This is a genomic window from Lachnospira rogosae (ex Hitch et al. 2025) (genome assembly GCF_040096455.1).
In the GTDB taxonomy this organism is placed as follows: Bacteria; Bacillota; Clostridia; order Lachnospirales; family Lachnospiraceae; genus Lachnospira; species Lachnospira rogosae.
In genome coordinates this window covers 338,533-365,483 of record NZ_JBBMER010000003.1, presented here as the reverse complement: position 1 = coordinate 365,483, position 26,951 = coordinate 338,533, and the positions used below count along the sequence as shown (strand labels likewise).

The 26,951-nt window shown below is 36.8% G+C and carries 24 protein-coding genes; 1 reads left to right on the top strand and 23 read right to left on the bottom strand.

The features are described from left to right. Window positions 1-31: 31 nt before the first annotated feature. From spoVAC to gdhA, 12 genes are all read right to left on the bottom strand, one after another. Window positions 32-487: a stage V sporulation protein AC gene (gene spoVAC, locus WMO14_RS05935; protein ID WP_022501900.1), complete on the bottom strand. Its 456-nt coding sequence runs from the start codon at window positions 485-487 to the stop codon at window positions 32-34. Between the two features lie 135 nt (window positions 488-622). Further along, window positions 623-2,482 (bottom strand): DUF975 family protein, encoded by a 1,860-nt coding sequence (locus WMO14_RS05930; RefSeq protein ID WP_055174028.1) that lies wholly within the window; start codon window positions 2,480-2,482, stop codon window positions 623-625. A gap of 26 nt (window positions 2,483-2,508) precedes the next feature. Continuing rightward, complete coding sequence (locus tag WMO14_RS05925; protein ID WP_022501902.1) at window positions 2,509-2,922, bottom strand: stage V sporulation protein AB; 414 nt, start codon at window positions 2,920-2,922, stop codon at window positions 2,509-2,511. Next, a complete protein-coding gene (locus WMO14_RS05920; RefSeq protein ID WP_055174027.1) occupies window positions 2,916-3,557 on the bottom strand; it encodes a stage V sporulation protein AA in 642 nt (213 codons plus the stop codon). Before WMO14_RS05920 ends, WMO14_RS05925 begins: the two co-directional genes overlap by 7 nt. Window positions 3,558-3,629: 72 nt before the next feature. Further along, window positions 3,630-4,367, bottom strand: a complete 738-nt coding sequence (locus WMO14_RS05915) for a SigF/SigG family RNA polymerase sporulation sigma factor (RefSeq protein ID WP_055174026.1) — start codon at window positions 4,365-4,367, stop codon at window positions 3,630-3,632. Window position 4,368: 1 nt separating this feature from the next. Next, the gene (spoIIAB, locus tag WMO14_RS05910; protein WP_349153450.1) at window positions 4,369-4,800 is read right to left on the bottom strand and encodes an anti-sigma F factor; all 432 of its coding nucleotides are present in this window, start codon (window positions 4,798-4,800) and stop codon (window positions 4,369-4,371) included. A gap of 1 nt (window position 4,801) precedes the next feature. Beyond that, window positions 4,802-5,230: an STAS domain-containing protein gene (locus WMO14_RS05905; protein WP_022501906.1), complete on the bottom strand. Its 429-nt coding sequence runs from the start codon at window positions 5,228-5,230 to the stop codon at window positions 4,802-4,804. Window positions 5,231-5,364: 134 nt separating this feature from the next. Continuing rightward, window positions 5,365-6,759, bottom strand: coding sequence for a tetratricopeptide repeat protein (locus WMO14_RS05900; protein ID WP_055174025.1), 1,395 nt, complete (start codon window positions 6,757-6,759; stop codon window positions 5,365-5,367). A 2-nt stretch (window positions 6,760-6,761) separates the two neighbouring features. Then, on the bottom strand, window positions 6,762-6,902 hold the full coding sequence (locus WMO14_RS05895; RefSeq protein WP_172677765.1) for a hypothetical protein: 141 nt from the start codon (window positions 6,900-6,902) through the stop codon (window positions 6,762-6,764). A 21-nt stretch (window positions 6,903-6,923) separates the two neighbouring features. Continuing rightward, window positions 6,924-8,195: a bifunctional folylpolyglutamate synthase/dihydrofolate synthase gene (locus WMO14_RS05890; RefSeq protein ID WP_055174024.1), complete on the bottom strand. Its 1,272-nt coding sequence runs from the start codon at window positions 8,193-8,195 to the stop codon at window positions 6,924-6,926. Next, entirely contained in the window at window positions 8,164-9,702 is a 1,539-nt protein-coding gene (locus tag WMO14_RS05885; RefSeq protein ID WP_349153449.1) for a hypothetical protein, read from the bottom strand. Before WMO14_RS05885 ends, WMO14_RS05890 begins: the two co-directional genes overlap by 32 nt. A 281-nt stretch (window positions 9,703-9,983) precedes the next feature. Continuing rightward, window positions 9,984-11,330, bottom strand: coding sequence for an NADP-specific glutamate dehydrogenase (gene gdhA, locus WMO14_RS05880; protein WP_022501910.1), 1,347 nt, complete (start codon window positions 11,328-11,330; stop codon window positions 9,984-9,986). Between the two features lie 395 nt (window positions 11,331-11,725). On the opposite strand from gdhA, the gene WMO14_RS05875 reads away from it, so the two are divergent. Next, a complete protein-coding gene (locus WMO14_RS05875; protein ID WP_055306206.1) occupies window positions 11,726-13,702 on the top strand; it encodes an LCP family protein in 1,977 nt (658 codons plus the stop codon). Between the two features lie 187 nt (window positions 13,703-13,889). Here WMO14_RS05875 and WMO14_RS05870 read toward each other — a convergent pair whose 3' ends face one another. From WMO14_RS05870 to WMO14_RS05820, 11 genes are all read right to left on the bottom strand, one after another. Beyond that, a complete protein-coding gene (locus WMO14_RS05870; RefSeq protein ID WP_022501912.1) occupies window positions 13,890-14,588 on the bottom strand; it encodes a polysaccharide biosynthesis tyrosine autokinase in 699 nt (232 codons plus the stop codon). A gap of 20 nt (window positions 14,589-14,608) precedes the next feature. Continuing rightward, window positions 14,609-15,367 carry a YveK family protein gene (locus tag WMO14_RS05865; RefSeq protein ID WP_022501913.1) on the bottom strand — a complete coding sequence of 253 codons (759 nt, stop codon included), beginning with the start codon at window positions 15,365-15,367 and terminating at the stop codon, window positions 14,609-14,611. Between the two features lie 35 nt (window positions 15,368-15,402). Continuing rightward, window positions 15,403-16,293 (bottom strand): Cof-type HAD-IIB family hydrolase, encoded by an 891-nt coding sequence (locus tag WMO14_RS05860; protein ID WP_242858612.1) that lies wholly within the window; start codon window positions 16,291-16,293, stop codon window positions 15,403-15,405. A gap of 98 nt (window positions 16,294-16,391) precedes the next feature. Beyond that, on the bottom strand, window positions 16,392-18,092 hold the full coding sequence (locus WMO14_RS05855; RefSeq protein WP_055174021.1) for a S8 family peptidase: 1,701 nt from the start codon (window positions 18,090-18,092) through the stop codon (window positions 16,392-16,394). Between the two features lie 154 nt (window positions 18,093-18,246). Next, on the bottom strand, window positions 18,247-19,671 hold the full coding sequence (clpX, locus tag WMO14_RS05850; RefSeq protein ID WP_349153448.1) for an ATP-dependent Clp protease ATP-binding subunit ClpX: 1,425 nt from the start codon (window positions 19,669-19,671) through the stop codon (window positions 18,247-18,249). Between the two features lie 30 nt (window positions 19,672-19,701). Continuing rightward, on the bottom strand, window positions 19,702-21,420 hold the full coding sequence (locus tag WMO14_RS05845) for a S1C family serine protease (RefSeq protein ID WP_318255908.1): 1,719 nt from the start codon (window positions 21,418-21,420) through the stop codon (window positions 19,702-19,704). Window positions 21,421-21,590: 170 nt separating this feature from the next. After that, on the bottom strand, window positions 21,591-23,318 hold the full coding sequence (locus tag WMO14_RS05840) for a phospho-sugar mutase (RefSeq protein WP_022501918.1): 1,728 nt from the start codon (window positions 23,316-23,318) through the stop codon (window positions 21,591-21,593). A 118-nt stretch (window positions 23,319-23,436) separates the two neighbouring features. Further along, a complete protein-coding gene (locus WMO14_RS05835) occupies window positions 23,437-23,703 on the bottom strand; it encodes an HPr family phosphocarrier protein (protein WP_022501919.1) in 267 nt (88 codons plus the stop codon). A gap of 34 nt (window positions 23,704-23,737) precedes the next feature. Next, window positions 23,738-25,027: a CdaR family protein gene (locus tag WMO14_RS05830; protein WP_090140911.1), complete on the bottom strand. Its 1,290-nt coding sequence runs from the start codon at window positions 25,025-25,027 to the stop codon at window positions 23,738-23,740. Beyond that, window positions 25,008-25,886: a diadenylate cyclase CdaA gene (gene cdaA / locus WMO14_RS05825; protein ID WP_022501921.1), complete on the bottom strand. Its 879-nt coding sequence runs from the start codon at window positions 25,884-25,886 to the stop codon at window positions 25,008-25,010. The genes WMO14_RS05830 and cdaA overlap by 20 nt, the downstream gene beginning before the upstream one ends. 41 nt (window positions 25,887-25,927) lie before the next feature. Beyond that, window positions 25,928-26,950, bottom strand: a complete 1,023-nt coding sequence (locus WMO14_RS05820) for a hypothetical protein (RefSeq protein WP_022501922.1) — start codon at window positions 26,948-26,950, stop codon at window positions 25,928-25,930. Between the last annotated feature and the right edge of the window lies 1 nt (window position 26,951).

The following is a 26,951-nucleotide window of genomic DNA, read 5'->3' as shown; positions in this document are numbered from 1 at the left end:
TGCCATTTCCTTAGTACCTCCAAATAGTTAATCACATAAGACTTATTATCCAGTATATCAGACCTATAATCCAGCTGAAAAATATTCCATACAATATAACCGGTCCTGCTATCGTAAATATTTTACAGCCAATACCAAATACCTGTCCCTCTTTCTTATATTCAATCGCAGGAGAAGCTATACTGTTCGCAAATCCTGTAATCGGAACAAGTGCACCAGCTCCTCCAAAAGACGTGATAAGCGGATATATTCCAAAGCCTGTAAATATAACACTTAAAGCAACAAGTATAAGCGTTGTATAACTTGCTGCATCATCTGCTGTCATTCCTGTCATCTTCATAAAATTCATAATAAGCTGGCCTATTGTACATATAATTCCACCTGTTATAAATGCCTTAAAGCAGTTGTATACACACCCCGCCTTTTTCGTGACATTTTCAACATACTGGTTATAGCTTTTATTTCTTTTTTCAACATCCTGAACCATAATAATCCTCATTCCTACATATGCTTTATTAGTGACATATGTTGATATTAATAATCATATATTCCGCCTGTCTTATTGCATTATATTACTATTAACATATGTTTCTATTAGCATTACCATAAACTTAAGAATTATTCATAAATAATAATACATATCATATATGTTAAGGCATGTTATTCCCTCGCCCACATTAGGGTGCTTCTTTGTATACAACTGGTCTGCAACAAATATCATCATAAGTGCCACACATAATGGTATAATAATCTGAAGCTTTATCTTTCTGAAATAATTATCAAGCAATGGTGCTACAAAATACACTATAGCCATTCCACCAATACCAAAGGCTAACAGGCCTTCCGCACATATACGCCCGTGAAGATTAAGGAAAAATCCTGTGTAGTCCCACCACTTCTGTCCGTTATGTGTAAGTTCCAGCACAAGTCCTGTAAAATACTCAACAACTCCACACAGAATAATCGCCAGCACGAACTCAACAGCCGGCTTTTCCCTGAACTTTTTAAGAAGCAGAAGTATCAAAAGACCGCCAACTCCGTATATTGGAAGCCAGGGACCGTGGAGCACGCCTCTGTTAGCAAATGAATGATACAGCATTAAGTGTGATGAAACTTCCCAGAACCACCCTATAAATGACATTACAAAGAATATAAGTATAAGCGATGGAATTGAGTAATTACGCATATATACCGTACTTTCAAAATTAGCTCTATGCTCCTTTAATGTAAACAGCCTTGAAGGATACATATTACCAAGTATCTCCTGTTTACATCTGTCAGCTTTTATCTGTTCCGCCTTGGCATCCTCGAACTTCTTTTCCTCACTCGTATTAAAAAGAATTACGCCGAACCAGTCAGCAAGAAACTTTCTTAATCTCCTGAAATACCTGATGTCAGATTTCATAATATTATCATCAAATCTTTCCTCTGGAGAGTCTTCATTCATATATAGATATATGTCTGCGTAAGCTGCCTGCAATTCTTCTTCGTCTGCCCGCTCATACAGATATACATCGCTTAGCATTTCCACGCCTTCTATATTATTCTTAATAGCATTTTCTCTTATAAGAACATACAATTCTGTAAAAAATGCTGTCTTATATGGATTGGAATATAATACCCCCACAAGACCCATAGATATAAAGCTTAATATATTCCAGCCAATAAATGATAACTGGTAGCAGAAACATTTCCACTTATAGCCGTTCATCATTCTTCTTGATAAGGTTATTGCATCATTAGCCTTTATGTCTGGATTTTCGGCTATTATATATGGCACAAGCATATATGACAGCGGCTTAATAAAAGCCCCTGCTATTGTAAGCGACCATAATATGGTATACAAGTCTTTAACTAACATTGTAAAGGCTACACGCATCCACCTTTTTACTCTCATAAGAAACATAAATTTGCCGACCCCTACACTTTTATATGTCCGGCTTTCAAGAAATATTCTTCTTGATATAACAACATAAGACATTTTCACGACATATCTTATTCCAAAATAAAATATAAGTGCCAGACATAAAAGCAGGATAACAACAAGATGTCTTGAACCCGTAATTCCGTATACAACATCAACTATAGTAAATACAACCGCACCTGATGATACGTTATTAACAACTGATGATAATATTCCCGAAGTTCTCCCCAGTATGTCCCCTGCATTATCCTTTGCTTTGTCGATAAGTGTCTGCGACTGCTCTTTGCCCTGTTCCTCATTGTTCATAATAACTGATACAATTGCATCAAGCATTGCACTTTTCGTCCTGTTATCAATATCTGATGTAACAAGCGTAACGCCCTGTGATTCGTTCGTATCTGTATTATTAATGTCTGTCATCTGCATTTTAAAGAAACTGAAAGTTTCCGTAAATTCACTTCCAACAAACGCTGCTATAAGACACACAACAACCAATATCCAGAAATGCTTTTTTAATGTTCTCTTAGCTGCTTTTGCAAGCTCTTTTCTCGTAATCATATTATTTCTTCCTGTCTGTTTAGTATTTAAGGTACTAAATAGTATACCAAATGTCCCACCATCTTTCCAATAGCAATAAACAAAACTACAAAGCCAAGACATTTTTTAAGCTTAACCCTGTGTGCTAATATAGGCAGTACCTTGACTGTTTCTGCAAGACATATTAAAAATGTACCTATAAATATTCCAGATACCGCACCATACAATATAACACCTGCCACGCCAAGCTTAATCGGCAGTTCAAATATATACCATATATTCCCAATCCCTGCACCAAATATAATCATTTCCTCATAAAGCATTATTGATTCTGTTGTGTTGGTCACATCTGCGTATCTGTTAATAAGACCTATGCTTGATATTAGGGCGAACAGTCCTGTAGCCGTAACACCTCCGGCACTTAACCCGATAAGTATGATAAATAATATTTTAATCAGCATTTTGTTGCCCCCGGATAATTGTTTCTTACGCATCTTGGCATACACTCTACAGAGTCAATCATAGCCTGATTTTCATCTTTGACATACTGGTTCATAGACACCTCTATAGGGGTTGGTGCTTTACTCATCTTCTTTCCAGCAAAATGGTCATAAAATACTGCTATCCCGGCAAACAACCCTATTGCATAAGCTATCTCACACACATTGTATTCCATAAGCCAGTCCACACCTGACATCCGGTATACTTTTTCAAATATCTCTATTGTGCTGACATCATTATTATACGCCATTATCGCATAAGCACTTCCTATAAATATTATTATGCACACGATAATCTTAAGAATAACAGATAACCACACCGGCTGCTGGTTCTTTCTGTAATCGATTATAAAATCACTCTCGCCTATATTATTAACGTCAAGTGTATCATCAAGCTGCTGTATCGCTGATATAACCTGCATTGAGCTTATACATATCCTGTCCTTTTTAGTCCTGTAAAATGTTGCCAGCTTTATGCTTTTTATCTTAGGAAGCAGCTTTTTTTCAGCATACACTTCTGCCACATCAGACAGATACACATCCTGCTTGTCTGTTTTAGTAAGCTGTCTTATCTTTAAATATACTGTTTTTGACATAGTAACCTCCATTTCACAGCATTTTATGCTGATTAAATAATGCTGTTAGAAGTATTGCCAATATTGCCCATATTATTCTATATCTATCTGGCTTCGCATACGGTTTAATATTTTCTTTTCGAGACGTGATACCTGAACCTGTGATATTCCTAATACCCTGGCGGCCTGTGTCTGTGTCATATCCTCATAATATCTCATTCTTATAAGCTTCCTGTCCCTCTCGCACAGGCTGTCCACAAGCTCATTAATCATTATATTATCAATAATGCTGTCGCTTCCGCCATCCTTGCCCTCTAACTTATCTATAAGACATACCTCATTGCCATCCTTCTGGTATATTGTCTTATAGATTGACTCCACGCAGTCGCCAGCCTCCATTGTAACGATTATATCCTCTGTCGCTATTCCAGTTTCCCTGGACAGCTCCTCAATAGTCGGCTCGCGGTTAAGAATACCCTTTAACTTCTGGGAAGCCGTAAAACATTTGTATCCATTTTCCTTAATACTACGGCTTATCTTTATTATGCCGTCATCTCTAAGAAATCTTTTAATCTCACCCGTAATCATCGGAACTGCATAAGTTGAGAACTTCACATCATAGTCCATATTAAAATTGTCTATTGCCTTTATAAGCCCTATACAGCCTATCTGGTACAAATCCTCCATCTCTGCACCCCGCCCTGTAAATCTTTTAACTATGCTCCACACAAGTCCGCTGTTATCAATAACAAGCTTCTCCCTTGCTGATTTATCATTGTTGTGTGCTTTAATGATCAATTCTTTAGTATGATCGCAAGCATACACATCCATTCTACCTGTTACTTTCTCCTATTCTTTTCTTCATAATTACAGTTGTACCCACATTTTTTCTTGAATACACATTAAGCTCGTCCATAAATGCTTCCATAAATGAAAAGCCCATTCCTGACCTTTCAAGCTCTGGCTTTGTTGTATACAAAGGCTCCATTGCTTTATGGACATTTTCTATTCCTACACCCTCATCTTTTATCCTTATAATAATCTCCCTATCCTCTAAAGAAAGTGTCATATATACCTTGCCGCCTTTTCCCTCATAGCCGTGCACAATACTGTTGGTAACTGCCTCTGATACTGCTGTTTTTATATCTGATATTTCCTCTAAGGTCGGGTCTAATCTTGTCACAAAAGCTGCAGCAACCACTCTTGCAAAACTCTCATTCTCTGATATTGCATCAAATATTACATCCACATTATTCTCCTGCATTTTACATCCCCCTCTTATTCTGCTTTCTGACGGCATCGCACAGATTATCATATATATCTACTATTTTATGAAGTCCAGATATAAGCAGTATTCTTTTAATGCTCTCATTAATTCCGACAACACATATATCACCTATATCACGTATCTTCTTATATCTTCCCATTATAAGCCCTATTCCAGCACTATCCATAAAATCAACCTTGGAAAAGTCTATAATAACCCTGTCCACTCCCCTTTTATCGATTATATCGTCTATTACCTCTCTCATCTCATCTGCCAGATGATGGTCAAGTTCTGCATTAAGGCTTATAACAAGATTATTCCCGCTGACCATATATATGTAATCGGTTCTTTTAATATCCTCTGCTGTATCATAGCTGTCTAATTCACTGTCTAATCCATTATTAAGAAGCTGTGTATCATCTCTCATAACTATCCTCCTATCCTCTATTCAGGGTATCGGCACCCTTGTGCTAAGCGTAACATATAATTATATCAGAATTTCCTGTTACACAAAAATATCCCTGACGGACTAATTTCCGTCAGGGATTTATCGTGTGGTAATTAATGTGATGTCACATAATCATTAGCTTCTTTATAATATCCACTTGTCTTAAAGTCATTTACAATGTACTGATAGTACTTCTTGGCATTGTCTGTCTGTGAAAGTGCGACATAACATTTAGCCGCATAATAAGCTGCATCTACCTTAGTGGCGTCGCACTTAAATGCCTTAACATAATCATCAACTGCTGTAGCATAATCTGACTTATAGTATGAAGTCTGAGCCTTGCTGTAGAACTCATTAGCTGCCTGTGCCATAACAGCAGTCGAAATTGTATTATATAAAGTCTTGGCTGAGTCTGATGGAAGTGCACTTACATCAACGTCAATAAGCTTCTCAGCAGCTTCTGTCCTTTTATTGGCTATATAAGCATTAGCAGACTCAATAACTGATATTAAAAGCTTATTGCCACCGCCAGTTCCATTAAGTTCACTTAACTGCTGTTCAAGTGATTCTTTCTCTGCCTTTACAGTCTTTAATTCACTTTCCATACTGTTAAGCTCTACATTGCCTGATGAAAGCTGTTCACTGTATTCTGCCAGACTTCTGTTATAATCTTCTGTTATGCCCTTGTATCTTGATGGCATTACTAAGAACCATATAAGTGCCGCACCAATCACAACACCTACAAGCACATTGACTATTGTAATAGCACCATTGCTTGGTTCTTTGTATGATGACCTTGGAAGTATTACATCATTACCATTAAGAGGCTTGCTTTCTTCTTCCTTTACCTTCTTCTTAGGTAAGAAGCTTCCAGATATATCATTATCTTTAATATTCTGGCTCTGGTTTATCTGTTCAAGGTACTTACTTGCAAGAGTATTATTCCTGTCTATCTTAAGCACTGAATTCAGGAGCTTTCTTGCTCTTTGATATTCATTATCTTTAATATATATAAGCGCAAGCAACAGATGTGCCTTTATAAAATGCGGATTAGATATAACAATCTTCTTTAACTGTATTACTGCCATATCTGTATTCTTATCCTTGGCATACTGAAGCGATACGTTATATTTCTTAATAGCATTAGTAACTGATTCAAACTTATTCTGATTAGACTGGATTTTCTTTATATAACTCTCTGCAACATTATCGTCCGGGGCAAGGTTCTTGCTCATTACCCACTGTGATAATGCCTCAACCACTTCTCCCATCTCACAATATATAAGTCCGAGAAGATTTCTTGCATTAATATTATATTTGTTAATCATAAGACTTACTTTTAAAGTTTCTATTGCTCCTGATAAATCCCTCACACGGGCTTTCTCAAGACCTTTGTTGTAATATATATCTGAAACCCTGGCAGTCTTTTTGTATATAGAGACATCTGTACCACACTTGGCACATGTGTCATTTGCTGAAAGGACACAGCCACATTTGTAACATCTCATAATTACTTCTCACTCTTTCCTTCGATAATCTTGTTAATTAAATCTGTTATATCTGGTACATCATTCTTGTATATTGCATCTTCTGCATCCTCAACTTCCAGACTTGGCTGGAACTTCTGGATTTCCTCATCAAAATCTAACATATCTATTCTCCAATCTTTATATTATTCCAAAACTTTCCTTATATCTGCTACAAGATAAAGTGAACCTGTACAGAATACCATCGGCTCATTCTTTAATGCAAGAACCGCCTCTTTCGCACTATCATACACTTCCACTTCAATATCTGTATGTCTTTTAAATGCCGCACTTATGTATTCCTTATCCAAGTGCCTTATGCCGCCTGTCACAGTAATCGCTATTCGTGCAAATACCTTACAGCCACACAGTATGCTTATCATCTGTTCAAAATTCTTATCACTTACAACTGAGAATAATAATGCCGCTTTATCAGTGCTGTCAGCATACATTCCGTTAACCGAATTAACAAAACTCTGTATTCCCTGAGGATTATGTGCACCGTCAACATATATGTTATCCGTAAGCTTCTCCATTCTGCCCTGCCATATGTGGCTCCCTGCCGAATCTACTATGGCACTGTCTTTAATATCAATATGATACAAATGCTTTAAAAGCCTGCATACTGTAATTGCTATTGACACATTTTCCACCTGATATATTGCAGGAGTAGCCAATCTTAAGCAATTATTAATATAATACTCATTATGCAGTGAAAAATCAATACAGCCATTAAAGTTTTTAATTATTTGATATTGCTGTGGTGATACTCCGTAACAATAGCTGTTCTTGCTGTGTGCAATATCCTCTATCACACCAGAAGCCTCATTGTCATCTGCATATACAACAGGCACGCCCTGCTTTATTATTCCTGCTTTCTGCTCTGCTATTTTCTTAATCGTATCTCCCAGTATTGCTGTATGTTCAAGGCTTATTGTCGTAATTACACAGCACAGTGGATTATGTACTGCATTAGTCGCATCAAGGCTTCCACCAAGCCCTGTTTCTAACACTACATAATCGACCTTGCATTTATCAAAATATAACATAGCCGCACCGAAAAAAAAGTCAAAATATGCAAGCTTAAGATTATTCGCCCTGGCTGTTTCATACACCTTATTAAAGTACTGTGTAAAATCTTCTCTTGATATAAGTTCACCGTCAACCTGTATGCGTTCCCTTATTGTCACAAGATGGGGTGATGTAAACAGACCTGTCTTATATCCTGACTTTTTTAAAATATCATCTATATAAGAACACACAGAACCCTTGCCGTTAGTTCCTGCTATATGTATTATCTTTAAATTCTTATCAGGATTTCCAAGAAGCTCTAAAAGCTTCCCAGCCCTTTCTACTCCTGTAGTTTCACCATACTGCGGCGTATCATTAAGAAACGCTTTTATCTCTGAATATTCCATTAAACACTCCATTCTCATATATGAACACTATCGGTTTCCTGCCGCCTGTATACACATTAAGCTTATCACCATCAAGATATATGCTGTAATCACTGCTGTCGTGCATTTCCTTAAGCATTTCCTCGATAACTACGATATGCTTTCTGTCGTAGTTCTTTACAAGCTCTGTAAATATATCATCACTAAATCTGAATTTATAATAATAAGCACTCCAGAGACGCTGTAAATTCTGCTTTCTTTCATTCGTCTGCTCATCAAGCTTATTATGATAAGTCTCGGTCTGGCTCTTTGTCATCTCAATTTTCTCTTTAGTAAGATATATCTGGTTAAGAAGTTCCTGATTTTTTCTCTCCCTTACACCAGCTTCTTCTGATGCCCTGTCTAACTGTCTTTTAACCTCATTAACCCTTGCATAGTAGCTTTTAGTTTCCTGCTCGGTATGCGAACCACTCATATATTCGTTCTTCTTAGCTTCAAGCTCTGAGAATTCTTTATCTACTTCATCTAAATGTTCTTTGGCTTTTTCAAGCTTTTCCTCTGCATCTGCCTGCCTTTTTTCTATTCCTTCAAGTTCTTTTATAAGCTTGTCTGTTTCACCATCTATCTCTTTTACCTGATTGATAAGTGCTGCATATTCCATATCCTGCTCAAGCTTTGCCTTATCATCTTCTGCCACATAGGAAGGCATAAGTTCATCTTTAGCATATAACGGCTTATTGTATCTTCTTACAGCTATATTAATCATTCTTGCAAGCTGTAGCGAAGATACCTTATTGAAGGTTCTAATTGCCTGATACATAGTCTTTATCTCTACTGTCTTATAATCAAATGCTTCAACTCCAAAACACTCTATAACAAGTCTTAGCTTCTCCTGTGTCTTCTGCTTTCTTAAGCTCTTTAACACACCCATTCCATTAAATGCGTCCGGCATAAGTTCTTTATGTACTACCCTCTTCATCTCAATATCTGCCCTGGCAATTGCTTTATCCATAATGGCTGACCACTCCCTGAACTGGTCAGGTGTTATATTCTTAATGCTCTGGTACAGATTATCCATAAATGCCTCGTTATATTTGTCACTTATAATCTGCATTTTATGGGCTGGTGCTATGTACTGGTTAATGGAATATCCTGCTCCTGCCGCATTAACAGCAAGCATTAAAAGCTTATCCCTCCCTGCCACTGTGCTGACATCTATGCTGCCCTGTGCTCCTGCTATCTCAAGCAGTTTAAGTTCTAACATTGACATTAAATGTGTCCTGTCCGCTGTCTTAAGCTGCATATATTTGGCTTCCACCATATCTGACACTTTCTTATAATCATATTCGACTTTTAACTTACTGCTGAATATCTCTGCAAATGAATTCGCCATATCTGCAAGTCCGGATATGATACGTGAACCTGTCTCCTTCGCTGCATTTCCTATTGTCACACTATCAAAAAATGCAAGTTGCAGCCTTATATCATCATCTGTTAAATTATTAAGAATACTGTATAAATCTGACATTAATACTCCTCTCCAAGTGTTTTGTCATATTTTTTTAGAAAAATACCATTTTCTCCCTGATACATCAGTAATGGGCATAATACTATCTGGCACCTACATCTTAATTTTTAATTATATAAGTTATGCAGACAAAATACAATGTGATATTTATTAAAAAGCTTTCATTCTATCGGAATTTCCTATTACACAAAAAGAGCCGCCGCATAAGCCCAATGTCAACTTAATAACATTGCACCTAAGCGGCAGCCCTCATATATTAATTCGTTATAATTATGGGATAATTAGTATACACCCTGAGCGAGCATAGCGTTAACAACCTTCTCGAAACCAGCGATATTAGCACCAGCTACATAGTTGCCTTCCATACCATATCTCTTAGCAGCATCATCGATGTTGTGGTAGATATTAACCATAATGTTCTTAAGCTTAGCGTCAACTTCTTCAAATGTCCAGCTAAGTCTTTCGCTGTTCTGGCTCATTTCAAGAGCTGATGTAGCAACACCACCAGCGTTGGCAGCCTTACCACAGATGAACATTACGCCGTTGTTCTGGAAGTATTCTGTAGCTTCAAGAGTTGTAGGCATATTAGCACCTTCGCAAACAGCCTTAACGCCGTTAGCTACTAACTGCTTAGCATCTTCAAGGTCAAGTTCGTTCTGTGTAGCACAAGGAAGAGCGATATCACACTTAACTGACCATACACCGTGCTCACCATTCTTCTTCTCGTGGTATTCAGCAGACTTTCTTGCAGCAGCATATTCTGTAAGTCTTGCTCTCTTAACTTCCTTAACTTCTCTTAAGAGTTCTACATCGATTCCTTCTGGATCATATATCCAGCCTGTTGAATCAGAGCATGTAACAACCTTAGCACCAAGCTGCTGTGCCTTCTGGATAGCATAGATAGCAACATTACCAGCACCTGAAACAGCGATTGTCTTGCCTTCAAGTGAATCACCGTGGCACTTCATAAGTTCTTCTGTGATGTAAAGAAGACCATATCCTGTAGCTTCTGTTCTAGCAAGTGAACCACCATATGAAAGACCCTTACCTGTAAGTACACCTTCGTATGTACCTCTTATTCTCTTGTACTGGCCAAACATAAAACCGATTTCTCTTGCGCCTGTTCCGATATCACCAGCAGGAACATCGACATCAGCACCGATATATTTGCAAAGCTCTGTCATAAAGCTCTGGCAGAATGCCATAATCTCTCTATCTGACTTGCCCTTAGGATCGAAATCAGAACCACCTTTACCACCACCGATTGGAAGGCTTGTAAGTGAGTTCTTGAATACCTGCTCGAAACCTAAGAACTTGATAATTCCTAAGTTAACAGATGGATGTAATCTTAAACCACCCTTGTAAGGTCCGATAGCGTTGTTGAACTGTACTCTGAAACCTCTGTTTACCTGTACCTGTCCCTTGTCATCTACCCAAGGTACACGGAACATTAATACTCTGTCAGGTTCTGTAATTCTTTCAAGAATTGCATTGCTTCTGTAAAGCTCCTCGTTAGCATCAACAACTGGTCTTAATGTATTAAGAACCTCTGTTACAGCCTGTAAGAATTCTGGCTGATCTGCATTCTTCTTAGAAACTAATTCTAATACTTCATCAACATATCCCATAATCGTTTAACTCCTTTGATTTAATATTCGTACGCTTTAGTACGTTACCCAAGTGATATTATATTAATTTCACTTAATTTATGCAAGTTTTTTATGTGTTTCACATAATTAAATTGAACAAAAATGAATATTATTAAGTTTAATTAGGTTTATCTTTAATTTTTCACTTTATTTTCTTAATATTATTAAGCAAAACATATAATGTCAATATGTTTGTATACTGCATACAGGCGTATTTTTACATTTTTCTATATTTAATACTCTATTTATTTATTTTTTTTTAGTAATATGTTATAGTATTTTTGTTACGTTAAGCTTTTAATTGAATATATTTCACATCTTTTTAAAGCTTGGCTTATACATTTATTCTATGAATACTAACAGGAGATAACATTATGTCAGGATTCTTTGACAAGACCAGAGAAGATATGCAATATATCTTCAAAAAGGGGAGCACTCTTTCCCAGAGTGAGAAGAAGCACAAGCTAAGAGCGTGGGCGACAGTTATTGGTATTGCACTCGTTGTTGTTCAGCTTGTATTCACTGTATTGACACTATTAAAGCTTTACAAACTTGATATTCTTCCGCTCAAGTATATCGCAGCTATTGACGCCGTTCTTGTACTTGTGGCAATATACGACTTTTTATCACAGTTTACTAAGACGCATATTATAGGAAAAGTAATATCTATACTTTTATCCGCTGTACTTTTATACACATTCCTTTTCACATCAAAGGTTGACACAACTCTTGATAAGATAAGCAGTAATGGTAATAACGTACAGGAGATTACAGATGTCGTTGATGTCGTTGTATTAAAGAAGGATAAAGCACAGTCACTTTCTGATACTTTATCATATACATTTGGTTATAACTCTACTGTAGATGCCGATGATAATCAGGATGCCATACAGAAGATTAACTTTAATAACAATGCAGACATCAAGACTAAGGAATATACAACCTGGGAAGATATCATTCCTGCATTAGAGGCTGGAACTGATATTCAGGCTATGCTTATTAATGACAACACATTGTCATCATTTGATGAAGAATATGAAGAATTCCTTGACTCAATAAGAATTGTCGGAACTATTGAACTTAAGAGAACTATAGAATTAAGCGAATCTGACAAAAAGGTCAACGAAGAACCTTTTGTAATATATATATCAGGTAATGACGAAGAAGGCAAGATACTTTCAACAGGACGAAGCGATGTCAACATTTTATGTGTCATCCACCCAATAACAAGACAAGTGCTTCTTATCACTACTCCAAGAGATGCCTATATCAACCTTACTAATCCTGGTACGGGTGCTCAGGGCTATGATAAGCTTACACACGCCGGACAATGGGGTATAGAGGGTTCTATACTAAACCTTCAGAATCTGTATGACCTTAATATTGATTACTATGTTAAGATTAACTTTACCGGCTGCGAGACAATTGTAGATGCACTTGGTGGTGTAACCATCAATTCATCTGTTGACTTTGTCAATGGACTTGAGGCAGCTCCAACAAGATATCACTATGTAATAGGTGATAATGAATGTAATGGTGAACAGACCTTAGCTTTCTGCCGTGAAAGAAATGCTTTCTTAGATGGTGATTACCAGAGAGGCCGTAACCAGCTTGCAGCCCTTACAGCTATTATCAATAAGCTTACATCACCTGCAATACTTGCAAAGTACAGTGCATTACTTGATTCTGTCGGTGATATGCTCTACACTAATATGCCTGTATCAGATATTACATCACTTGTAAAAGGGCAGCTTGCCAACAGCCGTTCATGGAATATACAGACATACAGCACAGGTGCAGAACCTGACAGCAGACTATGCCAGCATTTCGGTTCTTATCGTTCTGTATCACTTCTTTATCAGGCTGATGTTGATATTGCCAGACAGCTTGCCAAGAAGATAATTAATGGTGATATATTCGATGCACAGGAATATTATGACGAAGAGATCAGCAAGGTTTCTAACCCAACTGGTTTGATGTCTTTACCTAATACTTCAAAATCATCAAGCACTAACAAAGAAGAAACTTCTGCTGCCACATCAACTAAGAGTTCATCAACAACTAAGCAGCAGCAGACTACAACTAAAGCAACTGCCGCACCTACAGAAGCAGCAACAACTACAGCAGCTCCTACACAGACCCCTGCTCCTGATAACAATAGCAATAACAATAACAACAACAACAGTAACAACAACAACAGTAATAACAATAACAGTAATAATAATAATAACAGCAATAATACCGGCAGTAACGGCAATAAGACAGAAGCTACAACAGCTCCTACACAGGCGGCTGCCGCCCCTGCCCAGGCAGATAGCAATTCCAATGCTAATCAGGCTGCAGCTAATTAACTATAAAATATTGCTCAAAATACTATTAATAAAACACTATTAACAAAATACTATCAAGTATTAGAAAAAGGCTTCACATTATGTATATCGTAATGCGAAGCCTTTTTGACCTTTTAAATAGTTATTAAGTTAATATGTCAATTAGCTGTTTATAATATTATATGTTATTTACGACATAACCAGCCACCTATTTATTGGCATGTTCTCCATACTTGCCATAGTATTTGCCATAATACTTACCATAGTATTTGTTATCGTCCATATCGACCTTATTAAGTACCACTCCAAGAAGCTTGCAGTCTGTCTTTTTAATCTGCTCCAGACCCTTCTGGGCGTATTTGTAGCTTACATCATTAGCCGCCATTACATAGGCAACTCCGTCACACTCCTGTGCCACTATGGCACTGTCTATTACACTTCCTATAGGTGGTGTATCAATTATTATATAATCATACAAATCCCTTAATACTTTTATAAGTGTCTTAAACACCTTATTGCCAAGAAGCTCTGTAGGATTAGGTGGCACCGGACCAGAAAATACTACATTAAAATTCTCAACATTAGTTGCATACATAACTTCTTCAAATTTATTAATTCCTGATAAGAAATGTGTAAGTCCCTTAACAGACGTATTAATCTTATAACGTCCTACAAGCACCGACTTTCTTAAATCCGCATCAATAAATATAACCTTCTTGCCTGCTTCTGCAAGTGATACCGCAAGATTAAATGATACAGTAGATTTACCTTCTCCCGGTGTCGTACTTGTGAGCATAATAACCTTGATATCCGAACCGCAAAGCTGGATATTCGTTCTTAAATTCTTATATGCCTCATTAGCCCTGTAATCAAGCTTTCTTAATCGTTCTATATTGATAGTCTGCATATTATCTTTTCACCTGACTTTTACTTTTTATTCTTGTTCTTTTTGTTCTTCCTGCTCTTTTTCTTGTTCTTTGGCAAGCCATCATCCATTTCTTCTGAAATTGGAATAACTGCAAGTGTACTGAGGTCAAAATATTTCTCCACATCTTCTGTAGTCTTTACAGTATCATCTAACATTGACTTTATTACTATAACCGCCGCTGACAGCACAATACCTGCAAGAGCACCTATAATTGTCCATTTCTGGACAACAGCAAATGCTGGTATCTCTGATAATGAGCCTTCCTCAATAACATTTACCTGTTCAATCTTCATAATATCACATATCTTCTGTGATGATACTTTAGCCACGCAGTCAGCTATCTTCTTAGCCTGATAAGGATCATCACTAACAACTGTTATCTGCAATACACGTGTATCCGAAGGTGTATCAACAGATATGCTTGAAGCAAGCTGTGAGGCTTTCATATCAAGCTTTAATTCCTTGATAACTTCATTCATAACCGGAGCACTTGTTACAAGTATCTTATAATCTTTCGTAAGCTGTGTAGATAACTGGACATCTGATAAAGTAGTCGCACTGTCGTTAGCTCTGTTTAATACATACAGCTTGGTTTCTGACTCATACTGTGGTGTTATAAAAAACTTTGCCACAAGAAATGCACCAAGTCCCACTATTATGCCTGTTGCAATAATAACCATTATCTTATCCCATAATATAGATAAAATATGTCCAATATCAATTTCTATTTCTTCATTCTGAACATTATCTCTTCCCATTGTCAATCTCCATAATTATTTATCACTTAATCACTCTAAGCATTTAATATAAATCTTTTAATTATATCGGCAACTCCCGATTCATCATTAGATGGTGCGATATAGTCTGCATACTTTTTCACTTCTTCATACGCATTATCCATAACAGCCGCAACACCTGCTATCTTTAACATTGGTATATCATTCATTCCATCTCCACAGGCTATAAGCTCATCTTCTTTGATAGACAGCTTACCTAATAACTGCTGTAATGATTTATCTTTGGCAACCCCCTTTGGTACTACCTCAAGGAAATAATCTTCTGAATAAAATGCATCAAGCACGTCAGAATAATGCTCTAATAAAGCTTCCTGCACTGGCACAAGCTTATCGTGTCTTCCTACAACAAGGAACTTATTAACTGGATAATCTACATATTTCTTTAAATCATCTGTCTTAATTATTGTTGTATTATTGCAAAATGCTTCTTTTAACACATACTCATCATCATCACTCTCTGCTGCTATCTTTCCGTCCGAATATGTAAGTGCATACACATCATTAGCTCTTGCATAATCACATATATCGTCTATACACTGCCTTGGAAGCTCGTGGCTTACAATTACATCTCCATTCAGGCAGTTAATTATCTCACCACCATTGTAAGCTAATATATATCCGCCTCTCTTATCTAACTCAAGCTCATCTGCTATCGGTGTTATCCCAAATAATGGACGTCCCGAAGCCAATATAACTGTAACATCTTTATCAATTGCAGCCCATACAGCCTCCTTATTAGCCTCCGGAAGCTTCTTATTATGGTCTGTGAGTGTTCCGTCAAGATCGAGTGCAATCGCTTTATATTTCATCGTTAAATACCTGTCCTTTATAATTCTTATATAGGTGTCAGGGATACTTCCCTTACATATGCCAATTAATTGCTTCATTGTTACATCACCCTGCAATTCCTTACAATATATCCGCATACATAATCACTTTATCATATGTACTTAATAATTACAATAAGCTAAGCCTTAAGCTTTTATTAACTTATCCTCATCTGGTCAAATGCACCTGCTATATTCAATCTGCCATAGCCATATTCAACATTTGGATAAGCAATATCCCCCGGTCGGTCTGCTCCCCTTATTATATATGACTTAATCTCGCTATTACTTATAACTGATCTGTTATTGTTAGTAACTCCCCAGCTAAAAAATAATGCCGCTGCCCCTGCAACGTGTGCCGCAGCAATGCTTGTTCCTGATCTAACTGTATAGCCTCTTACGCCTCCAACACCATACACATTAACTCCTGGTGCTGCTATATCAGGCTTAACCCTGTTATCCGCCGTATAACCCCTGCTGCTGTTCACGTCGCTTCCGTTGGTATTATGATTATATGCACCAACAGTAATAAGCCTTAAACCGCTGGCAGGCTCTACAAGCGTTACATCAGCATCTGAATTAAGAAAATAGGCATCACAGTCCATAAGCTCTTTTAAAGTTATCCACGCATTAAAATATCCAGGAAGATTAGTAAGACTGTATACATCTATCTTCCACAGTCCCTCTGCCGGACGTTCAAATCTCATAAATATAACTTCCTGCCCTGCAACAGTTTCTGTAATCTGGTAATCAACATATATCCTTGAATTCTCCAAAAGAAATGAATATTGTGTACTTGAGCCTATCCTTGCTGGTATTCTTGGAATAATCTCGCCTGTCGGTGATATTATTGATACCGACAGTACATCAAGACTTTTTGCCCATATTTCAAGCACAAAGCCTTTTCCACGCCTCTCAACATTTATCTCCATTTCCTTATATTCAGGAACAACAGAAGCGTAACCGCTAAAATGTGTCCTTTTGACTGCCTCATTGCCAGCAGGAACAACAACACATGTATTAACGTGCATTGTAAGTGAATCAAGAACATTTGATAAAGGACTTCCGCCTGTTCTTGAGCCCAGACCACTACCCAGTCCCATATATATGACAAGAGGCATTTTCTTTAACCCGGCATAATCCTTTAGAAATCTTGCGGCAAGCATAATATCCGTTTCCTCAAAACACACTGCATCATCCCTTATGTAGAAGTAATCCCTTAAATATTTCTTTGCATTTTTTAATTTTACACATACTATGCTTGCCTCTGGTGCAACACCTATGTAATCATCAATTTTTCTTGAAGCAATTACTCCAGCCATAAATGTTCCGTGCCCTGTAATATCGGTTGTTCCCACATAATCGTAAGGATTTAGTCCATTGCGGTATGCTTCAAGTGCTGTATTAATCTCTGCCTGTTCATATATACGACCATAATTAACATATAAATTCTGCCTGTACTCAAGGGTCTGATCCCATATAGCCATAATACGCGTATTACCAGCCGTATCACAGAAGTTCTCACTAAGATAATCAATTCCTGTGTCTATTATCCCCACGATAACACCCTGCCCTTTTGAATTTAAAAAAGGCTGGCTTGTTATGTTGGTGGCATTTACCGCATCAATGCTTGATGTATCCATAAGCCCATACAACTTGGGAATTGTATAATATCCCAAGTCACTTATATTAAAATCCCTGTCATCCGGAAGCCTGCTATGTGCAACAAGCCATTGGTCATCAACCTTCTGTATACATACATCAGGGTTGCTTTGAAGCATCTTATTAATTCCCGGAAGATTGACAACTATATAATCATATATATCCTCATCTGTTATCATTTCACTGCATAAAGGCATAAAAAATGTCCTTAAAGATAATCTTTAAGGACATTATATGATTAATATTTTATAATAATACTAATATACTGACATACTGACATATACATAATAACTTCTGCAAAATAACATCAGCAGAATATCTTGTGCATAATGGCTTGTGAAACTGACAGCATTAAGCTTCTGCATTATTCATTGGAAGTCTTTCCTGTCCACGCATCATAATAAGCGGTGTGCCCTTCTTCTCAATGTAATCTGCTGTTATTGTGACACTTCCGATATTATCATCTTTAGGAATTTCATACATTATATCAAGCATATATTCTTCTATTATAGACCTTAATGCTCTTGCTCCTGTATCTTTTTCCATAGCTTTCTTTGCAATCTGTCTTAAAGCATCATCATCAAATTCAAGCTTAACCTCATCAAGTTCTAATAACTTCTGATACTGCTTAAGTATTGCATTCTTAGGCTCTTTCATAATCTTAACAAGCATATCCTCTGTAAGACCCTCTAAAGAGAATACTATAGGAAGTCGTCCTAAGAATTCAGGAATCATACCAAATTCCCTTAAATCCTCTAATTCAACCTTTGATAATATATTCTTGTCATTATCATATTTATCTTTAAGGTCTGAGTTAAAACCTATTGATGACTGCTTATTAAGTCTTGCCTTTATTATATTCTCAATGTCTGGAAATGCACCACCGCATATAAATAATATGTTGCGTGTGTTAACTGTAACCTGCGGAACCATAGCATTTTTGCTTGTAGCACCTACTGGAACTTCTATATCACTTCCCTCAAGAAGCTTTAACATTCCCTGCTGTACAGATTCACCGCTTACATCACGGCTTCTTGTTTCTTTCTTCTTGGCAATCTTATCTATCTCATCAATAAATATAATGCCTCTTTCTGCCTTCTCCACGTCATTATCTGCTGCCTGTAAAAGCTTTGATACAACGCTCTCTATATCATCACCTATATAGCCAGCTTCGGTAAGTGAAGTAGCATCTGTAATTGCAAGAGGTACTTTTAAAAGTCTTGCCAGTGTCTTTACAAGATAAGTCTTTCCGCTTCCTGTAGGTCCTATCATAAGCATATTAGACTTTTCAATCTCAATATCGTCCATAGTTCCTGTGGCAACTCTCTTATAATGATTGTATACAGCAACTGACATAACCTTCTTGGCATAGTCCTGACCTATTACATATTCATCTAACATTGCCTTTATCTGATGAGGTGCTGGAAGATTAGCCAAATCAAGTGTATCGTCCTTTTCCTTATCTGCAGGCTTGTTATTATCTTCTTTCTTTTTCTTGACTTTCTGCCTGTTGGAAATGTCATTACCCATCATATTAAAGCCGCCGAACATTCCCATATTAGGCATATTATTCATAAGGTCATCATAATTGATATCACTGTTATTAATTGTATCAAAGGTCTTCTGCATACAATCTGCACATACACATAAACCACCTGGCATATTAATCATTTTACCAGCCTTAGACTCTGACCTTCTGCATATATAACACACCTTTTCGTATTCATCTGTGTTAGCAGTTGTATTGTTCTCATTATTATTATCGTTGTTACTCATTTAATCCTCAATTCTGTGTTACGAGGCTTATTAGTTCTTCTTTCCTAATGTAACCTCCACACTCTTTAGTACATATTCACTACCTTCAAGATGATAGTAGTCAACCTTTACTGTCTCTCCTGCTGAATAATACTGCAGAAGTGACTGTAAGCCTGACATTGTTGATATTGACTGGTCATCAAAACCGACAATTATATCGTAAGCTGAAAGTCCTGCCTTCTCTGCTGCTGAGCCAGATGCTACTGTACGAACCATTATACCCTGTGGGTAACCATACATAGAAGCATATGTGCTTGTTATATCTATAGCAGCAATACCAAGATATCCAGCATTATCTGAATCTACCTTCTGTCTTGTCTGCTTGCTCATAAGTGAGCTTATAAGTTCCTTAACATTAGATACAGGTATTGAATATGCCATACCCTCAACACCATCTGATGATGTCTTAGCAAAGTTAATAGCAATTACCTTGCCGCTTGCATTAAGAAGTGCTCCACCACTATTACCTGAGTTAATAGCTGCGTTAGTCATTATAAGTCCTGAAAATGTAACATTGTTAACTGTTATTGATCTGTCAAGGGCACTTATAATACCATTAGTAACTGACTGTCCTTCTCCAAGTGCATTACCAATTGCCACTACCTGCTGGCCTACTGCAATTGTATCAGAATCTGCAAGTTCTGCAATAGCTATTTTACTTATTGTGTCAGACGGAATATCTGATAATGATACAGCAACTACTGCTATATCCTGATCTGACTTAGAACCCTTTACCGTTGCACTTACTGACTGGTCATCCACAAATACACATTTTAAGTTGGATACATTATCTACAACATGTGCATTAGTTACAATAAGAAGCTCTGTATCATTCTTACCAACAATAATACCAGTTCCACTTGTTGAAGCCTCGTACTGCTGCTGTCCCCAGCCATACATTGAAGATGAACTGCTTACTGTAGTTGTACCATTAAGGGCAACCATAGCCGGAAGTGCTGCCTGTGCCACACTTTCTACATTCATTGATGAATATTGTGAAAGATTAGTATCTCCATTAGCATTAATATCATCGCTTGTAACTTTATCAATATTGCTTGTCACAGTTGAAATTGTATAGTTCTTAGTATCATTACCACCTAAATATTTCTTCTCAATATGATAAGTTCCATACATTGCTGAACCAGCTACAACACCAAATACCACTGCTGCAAGCACACCACTTATATACTTCTTAGCCGTGGAATTCTTAGAAAACCAATTGTTAAATGACTTCTTTCTTGCTTCCTTCTTAGCCTGCTTAGCTGCTCTTTGTGCATTCCTATAAGAATTATTCTGATCACTGCCTATATTATTATTAACATATGAATATCTATAGGTTGAATTACTGTTATCTGATGCATTATGAAAGCCTGTATTAGCACCATTATTATATGCTGTGTTATTATATCCGGCATTAGTTCCTGTGCTATTGTATGATGTATTAGCACCATACTGTGAATTATTCATACCACCCTGATTATATCCATAACCATTATAGCCATAATTATTACTTCCGTTAGAATACTGGTTCTGTCCATTATTCATACCAGCACCACCTGCACTGTTCTGATTATAACCTGTGTTATGGCTGTATGTTGTATATCCAGTTGTTCCTGTACTCTGATTATTATCAGGCTCTACATTCTCATAATTCCTAGAATTATTATCAGAATTATTGTTCATATAATCGTTATCTTCATTATTATACATATCCAAACACTCCTTACTTATGTCATTTCAACGAAAAAATGAACACATTTCGTTGTTGATACTGTTAGTATATTCACGAAATGTGTTCATATTGTGTATTACTTGTTAAGAAAATCTGAACTTATATAATTATGCTATGTAAAACATATCCATCAAATAATACTTACTGATTACTGCCCAACAAGCTCCATAACAGCTTTCTTTAAAGCTTCTTCTTTAGCTGCTGCATCTTCTATGCTGCTGCCCTTAACGCCCATATAGAACTTAATCTTAGGCTCTGTACCAGATGGTCTTGCACAGCACCATGCATTATCTGATAAATCATAATAAAGTACATTAGAGTTAGGAAGTCCTGTGCTATGCTTATCGCCTGTAACCATATTGACACATTCGTCCTTCTTATAATCTCTTGCTTCAAGAACTGTCCAGTTACCAATCTTAGATGGTGTATTATTTCTAAGGTCATCCATCATCTTAGCAATCTTTCCAGCACCCTCAGCACCCTTCATTGTGATAGCAACCTGTCCTTCTTTATAGTAGCCATACTTCTCATAGATGTTAATCATCTGATCCCATAAAGTAAGACCTTTATTCTTATAGTAAGCTGCTGCTTCACAAAGTGCCATAACTGCAACGATAGCATCCTTATCTCTTGCGTGTGTTCCTACAAGACAGCCATAGCTTTCCTCAAAACCAAATTCATATTCATATGTACCCTGCTGTTCAAAGAACTTAATCTGCTCACCGATGAACTTAAAGCCTGTAAGAACTTCAATAAGCTTAAGGTTATATTCCTTAGCAATGCTGTCAGCCATATTAGTTGAAACTATTGTCTTAACAAATGCTCCGTTCTTATGAAGAAGTCCCTTTTCCTGTCTTTGTGAAAGGATATATTCTGCAATAAGCATAGCAGACATATTACCTGTAAATGACTGGTATTCACCTGTCTTAGTATCCTTAGAATATACACCAAGTCTGTCAGCATCCGGATCTGTTGCAAGAACGATATCTGCATCAACTTCCTTAGCAAGCTTTAATGCTAATGTGAATGCCTTAGGATCTTCTGGGTTAGGATATTCAAGCGTTGTAAAATCTGGGTCTGGCTTTTCCTGTTCTGGAACAACATATACGTGCTTAAAGCCTAATTCCTTAAGAACTCTTCTTACTGGAATATTACCTGTACCATGGAATGGTGTGTATACAATCTTAATATCATCCGCTACTTTCTTAATGATATCTCCATTAATACTCATCTTCTTTAATGCGGCCATATATCTGTCATCCATATCGTATCCGATCACATTGTAAAGACCGCAAGCCTTAGCTTCATCTTTATCCATAGTCTTAACTGTATTGTAATCTGTTACAGCCTTAACTTCTGATATAATCTGTGAATCCTTAGGTGCTGTAATCTGTGCACCATCTTCCCAGTACACCTTATATCCGTTGTATTCTGGTGGGTTGTGGCTTGCTGTTACTACAATACCAGCTATGCAGTTAAGGTCTCTTAATGCAAATGATAATTCTGGTGTTGGACGAAGTGAAGGGAATATATATGCCTTAATTCCGTTAGCATTAAGACAAAGTGCTGCTTCATCAGCAAATTCAGGTGACATTCTTCTTGAGTCAAATGCAATAGCTACACCTCTGTCTGCTGCACCTTCCTTAATAATAAAGTTAGCAAGTCCCTGTGTTGCCTTTCTTACAGTGTAAATGTTCATTCTATTAGTACCATTGCCAATTACACCTCTTAAGCCTCCTGTTCCGAATTCAAGATCTTTGTAAAATCTGTCTTCAATCTCCTTCTCATCATTAGCGATCGACTTAAGTTCATCTCTTGTTGCTTCATCAAAATACATATTGTCACACCAAGACTTATAAACTTCCATATAACCCATACTCTGTACCTCTTTCCTTGTTATTTAATAATGTCGGGGAAAATGGTATTTTTCCCTGACTGATGTACACGTATTGCTACATCATTTTATTTAATTATAATTCAATCCGTAGATTAAATCAATCTTTAAGAGCTTCTTTAAACTTTTCTGATACTGTCTTTAACGCTTCTTCTTCATCGCTTCCATCAGCTATTAAAGTTATCTCATCTCCACATTTAACACCTGATGCAAGTATTGATATTACACTCTTTGCATTGGCTGTCTTACCCTCTGCATATTCAAATGATATATTAGAATCAAATTTAATTGCCGCATCACACATAGCACCCGCTGGACGAAGATGTATTCCAAGCTGGCTTGTGACAATTATATTCTCCTTTACCATTATAATCCCTCCTTAAATGGCAGTTCTTAACAAATTACCTTGTCGCCGATGTAGTGCTTTCTGTCGCTTTGGTACTCTCTGTAGTTGTTTCCTGCTGTATTGCCGTTATTGTAACATTAACAGTAACATTACCTACTACAGTTATTCCATCAGGCAGTGATAACGCCACTGTGACATTATGAGTTCCTGCCCCAAGATTCTTAAGGTCAATGCCTGCCTTTACATCTGATGCACTGACAGCCGATAACACATTATCATTACCTGTTACAGTAAATGTAATACCCTGCATTACCTGTGCATTAAACCCTGTCTGTATATTATTAAGTGTTATCTCTGAAGCTGAAAGACTTATCTGCTTTGTAGCCTTCTGTGCTATCTTAACTGTAACAGTAAGACTGCTGTCAGATACAAATTTAATTCCTGATGGAACATAATCTGATAATCTGAAAGTATATGTCTTATCAGCACTCAATCCATCAGCATTAATATTCTGCGATGGAATTGTTATTGTATCTACTTTACCCAGCAAATCATCTGAACCTGTTATAACCGCAGATGCCTGGCTTAATATTGTATCTGTTATAATATATCCGTCTGACGGCGTTCCACCTGTCTTTGCTGTTATTGACACCGTCTTCATTCTTGCTATATCAACATTGATATCTGCTTTAGTACATGACAGTTCAAGTGCATCATTTACTATTTCATTACCATCTTCATCTAACATCTTAACATCTGCACTTGTGCTTATATCTTCCTTAGCACCTGATACATCTACATTTACTGATAATGCTGCTACACTCTCAAGTAAAGATGTAGGACCTGTAACTTTGATATATGTTGGTGATGAACTTGTCGAAGCAACCGTATATCCTGAAGCTGTAGAACCTGTCGTGTTAACATCTAATGACAAAGTCTTGGTATCCCTGTTCTCTATGCTTAGCTTAAGTGCTGATGTTCTTGGAACAGCCTCTACATTATTAAGAACCTGTCCATCTTTAATTACCTGAACCTGTATATCTACATAATCTGTAAATGCAGTAACCTTACTCAAATCTGCGGTTGCACTTATATCACTTGTCTTAAGGTCTGTTACGACACTCTTTGGACCGCTTACTGTAACTGAAATCTTGCCGCCATCAACAACTTCATAACTGTAATCTTTGTCTGTAAGGCTCTGTGTATTAATAAGCTGTACAGTTATATTACTGAATGTATAACTCGTGTTAGGGTCATATATATTAACAATAACTGTCCATAGAACAACTGCAAATACAGCGGATAATAACTTCAGGCTGAAATTCTTAAATATCTTCTCTTTCATGCTTCAACCTGCCTCTCCATATCCTGAAAGACTTAACATCTATATTCTTTCTACGGATATATTCCAGTTTATTCTTTAAAGAATCTGCATCAATATCGTGTATTAATTCACCACCAAAAGCTACGGAAACCTTACCCGTTTCCTCTGATACAATAATTGTCATACTGTCTGTAGCTTCGCTTATTCCGACTCCGGCACGGTGTCTTGTTCCTAAAGCCTTGCTAAGATTAACATTATCTGTAAGTGGAAGATAACAGGTAGCTGCAACAACCCTGTTACCCCTAACTATAACTGCACCATCGTGAAGCGGTGTATTATGCTCAAATATATTAATAAGAAGCTGGCTTGTGACAATACCATCTACAGGTATTCCTGTCTTTATATACTCTTCCAGAAGCATATCCTGTTCTATAACTATCAATGCACCTGTCCTTACCGCTCCCATCCTGTAGCACGCATCAACAATTTCGTCTGCCGTCTTAACACTAAAACGCTCATCTTTATTGCTGTTATCACCAAAATTCAGGAAATTAAGAACAAATTTCTTTCTTCCTAACTGCTCTAACGCCCTTCTTAATTCAGGCTGGAATATAATAACAAGGGCTATAATTCCAACACTTATCGTCTTTCCTGCTATCCACAATATAGTCTTTAAGTTAAGCAGATATGCAACTACCGCGAATAAACCTACTACTATAATTCCTTTAAGCAAAGCCCACGCTTTAGTATTCATTATCCATAACAGAATATTATAAAGAACAACCGCAATAATAATTATCTCTATAATATCTGTCCATGTAATCCTTGGTATATATAATCTTGAAAAATAATTCTGCAACAGATTACCTGATGTAGTCACATTCTCACCACCCTTTTAATTTCTATATGATAAATATACTATTATTTATCAAAAAATATCATATCTTCGTCTTCTTCTGTGGCAGCAGTTGTTGATTTAGCCTGTCTTACATCACTTATATCTGAGGCTTTTCTGGTCTTTCTTGCATTAATCTGCTTAACCTTTACATCCTCACCTGCTACATTAATCTTAGGCACAGCCTTTACATAATAATAGTATTCGTCATCTTCATACTGTACATACTCTGTTCTTCTGAAATCAACTGCAAAGAACATAACATTACAGATATAACCTGCAAGTGCACCTAATATAACTCCGATTACAATAAGAACTATATTAAATTCAGTCTTAAATACAATCTCGCATACAACAAGAATTATGAACTGTAATACACTTCCTATTCCTATAGCGTAACCCCATGCATAGTCAATCTTAAGTCTTCTTATTATGTATACAACAATTACTGTAACTGCAAGTGCTGCAATTAACACTATCATCTGCTTGTCCTTAACAAGACTTTCTATTAAATAAGAAACCTGTAACATACTCTCTGTTAAAGATTTGTTAGTAACTGCTGCTTCGTAAGCACTGGCTGTATTAATTATATAATAAATTATTACACCAAAGCTTACAGGTATTGCCGCAAGAAATGATGAGCATAAACCTACAGCAACCGGTATAACATAAGGTATCTTAAAACCACACATAATTACTGTTAATATTAGCAGATATCCAAGCTTTGGTGTAAATCTGAAATATAACAGATACATAAGAAGCACTACGCACAATGCAATAAGTGCAAATTCTACTGATATTGCATACAAGTGTGCAATCATAAATATCGAAAGCATTACTATTGTAAAGCCATTAGGCAGAAATGCACATATAACCGATACTAATACTGCTATTATAGGACTATTAAGCTTATCCATATAGCCGATAGAGGCATTAAGCATAAGAAATGAAACCAATGCTGCTATAAACTTAGCCACCGGTACAATATATATATCATATTTGTTGTAAAATCTTTTAAAATTCTCTTTGAGTTCTAATAAAACCGCCATT

Coding starts and splice junctions, on each gene's coding strand:
- WMO14_RS05890 (WP_055174024.1), bottom strand. CDS start 8,195: ATGGAATATTCAGAGATAAAAGCGTTTCTTAATGATACGCCGCAGTAT.
- WMO14_RS05855 (WP_055174021.1), bottom strand. CDS start 18,092: ATGCCTTTATGCAGTGAAATGATAACAGATGAGGATATATATGATTAT.
- gdhA (WP_022501910.1), bottom strand. CDS start 11,330: ATGGGATATGTTGATGAAGTATTAGAATTAGTTTCTAAGAAGAATGCA.
- WMO14_RS05900 (WP_055174025.1), bottom strand. CDS start 6,759: ATGAGATGTTACAAATGTGGCTGTGTCCTTTCAGCAAATGACACATGT.
- WMO14_RS05915 (WP_055174026.1), bottom strand. CDS start 4,367: ATGGATGTGTATGCTTGCGATCATACTAAAGAATTGATCATTAAAGCA.
- WMO14_RS05930 (WP_055174028.1), bottom strand. CDS start 2,482: ATGATTACGAGAAAAGAGCTTGCAAAAGCAGCTAAGAGAACATTAAAA.
- WMO14_RS05885 (WP_349153449.1), bottom strand. CDS start 9,702: ATGTCAGATTTATACAGTATTCTTAATAATTTAACAGATGATGATATA.
- WMO14_RS05905 (WP_022501906.1), bottom strand. CDS start 5,230: ATGAGAGATGATACACAGCTTCTTAATAATGGATTAGACAGTGAATTA.
- WMO14_RS05845 (WP_318255908.1), bottom strand. CDS start 21,420: ATGTATAATAATGAAGATAACGATTATATGAACAATAATTCTGATAAT.
- spoIIAB (WP_349153450.1), bottom strand. CDS start 4,800: ATGCAGGAGAATAATGTGGATGTAATATTTGATGCAATATCAGAGAAT.
- WMO14_RS05860 (WP_242858612.1), bottom strand. CDS start 16,293: ATGAAGCAATTAATTGGCATATGTAAGGGAAGTATCCCTGACACCTAT.
- WMO14_RS05835 (WP_022501919.1), bottom strand. CDS start 23,703: ATGGTAAAGGAGAATATAATTGTCACAAGCCAGCTTGGAATACATCTT.
- WMO14_RS05820 (WP_022501922.1), bottom strand. CDS start 26,950: ATGGCGGTTTTATTAGAACTCAAAGAGAATTTTAAAAGATTTTACAAC.
- clpX (WP_349153448.1), bottom strand. CDS start 19,671: ATGAGTAACAACGATAATAATAATGAGAACAATACAACTGCTAACACA.
- WMO14_RS05895 (WP_172677765.1), bottom strand. CDS start 6,902: ATGTTAGATTTTGATGAGGAAATCCAGAAGTTCCAGCCAAGTCTGGAA.
- WMO14_RS05920 (WP_055174027.1), bottom strand. CDS start 3,557: ATGTCAAAAACAGTATATTTAAAGATAAGACAGCTTACTAAAACAGAC.
- WMO14_RS05925 (WP_022501902.1), bottom strand. CDS start 2,922: ATGCTGATTAAAATATTATTTATCATACTTATCGGGTTAAGTGCCGGA.
- WMO14_RS05830 (WP_090140911.1), bottom strand. CDS start 25,027: ATGAAAGAGAAGATATTTAAGAATTTCAGCCTGAAGTTATTATCCGCT.
- spoVAC (WP_022501900.1), bottom strand. CDS start 487: ATGGTTCAGGATGTTGAAAAAAGAAATAAAAGCTATAACCAGTATGTT.
- WMO14_RS05865 (WP_022501913.1), bottom strand. CDS start 15,367: ATGGGAAGAGATAATGTTCAGAATGAAGAAATAGAAATTGATATTGGA.
- WMO14_RS05875 (WP_055306206.1), top strand. CDS start 11,726: ATGTCAGGATTCTTTGACAAGACCAGAGAAGATATGCAATATATCTTC.
- WMO14_RS05840 (WP_022501918.1), bottom strand. CDS start 23,318: ATGGGTTATATGGAAGTTTATAAGTCTTGGTGTGACAATATGTATTTT.
- WMO14_RS05870 (WP_022501912.1), bottom strand. CDS start 14,588: ATGCAGACTATCAATATAGAACGATTAAGAAAGCTTGATTACAGGGCT.